Origin of the sequence: Streptomyces swartbergensis, from assembly GCF_002148965.1 — a bacterium.
GTDB lineage: Bacteria > Actinomycetota > Actinomycetes > Streptomycetales > Streptomycetaceae > Streptomyces > Streptomyces swartbergensis.
In genome coordinates this window covers 1-1,115 of sequence record NZ_NGFN01000732.1, presented here as the reverse complement: position 1 = coordinate 1,115, position 1,115 = coordinate 1, and the positions used below count along the sequence as shown (strand labels likewise).

The 1,115-nt window shown below is 70.1% G+C and carries 1 protein-coding gene; it reads left to right on the top strand.

The genetic code is table 11. The features are described 5' to 3' along the window. A partial coding sequence (locus tag CA983_RS43955; RefSeq protein WP_143645858.1) for an asparagine synthase-related protein occupies window positions 1–1,115 on the top strand: 1,115 nt, incomplete at both ends.

Here is a 1,115-nt window from a genome sequence, read left to right as displayed (position 1 = left end):
GTCGAACTGGTGCCGGCCGCGACCATCGTCACCATCGACCTGCGCGACGGAAGCACCGAGAATCACCGCTATTGGTCCTTCCCGCGTACGGCGGATCTGCGCGAGGAGCTCTCCCCCGCCGAGTTCACCGAGCGGTACGCGCAGGCGCTCGCCGACTCGGTGCGCGAGTGCGAGACCTCGGACACCGAGGTGGGCCTGTTCCTCAGCGGTGGCGTCGACTCCGCGTCGATCGCCGCCCTGAGCACCATCCGCCCCCGCACGTTCACCGCCCTCAACGGCAGCACCCTCGCCAACGAGGACGCCGAGTATGGGCATCGCGTCGCCCGGCACTACGGACTCGACAACCACCAGGTTCTCTTCGACGTCTCCCGGGTGCCGGCCGCGCAGGAGTGGAAGAACCTGCTGTGGCTGCTGGAGAGCCCCCAGTGCGGTCCCGAGGTCTTCTACAAGCGGGAGCTGTACCGCTTCGTCAAGGCGAGGTTCCCGGAGATCAAGGGCATGCTGCTGGGCGGCGGCAGCGACGAGTTCAACGGTGGCTACACGGCCACTTTCGGCGACGACTGGGCGCAGTTCACGTCCGGTATCGACGACATGGCGCTGCGCGACGAACGCCACCGCCACCGCGGTCTCGCGGCCTGGTGGGAGCAGTCCCCGCGGCCGCTGGTGCGCGCCGAGGTGCTGCGCCGCGGGACGCCCGCCGAGGACCCCTACGAGCGGTACCTGCGCTGGAAGTACCGCGACGTCCAGCAGTACAACTGCTGGCACGAGGACCGGACGGCCGCCGGCAGCGGCATCGAGGCCCGGGTCCCCTTCCTGGACCACCGACTCGTGGAACTGTCCGCCTGTGTCCCGCCGTCGCTGCGCTCCCGGCTCACCTGGGACAAGCGCCTGCTGCGCGACGGACTGGACGGGGTGCTCCCGTCCGAGTTCGCCGAGCGGACCAAGGTCGGGTTCTTCTACGGCGACGGCATCCGGCATACCTACCGCGCCTTCGCGGGCATGATCGCGGCGGACGGCGACGCCCTGCTCGAAGAGGCCCTGTCCGGCCCGCGGGCCAAGGAGTACCTCGACGCGGACAACGCGCGTGCCACCCTGCGCGCCCTTCAGCAGGATCC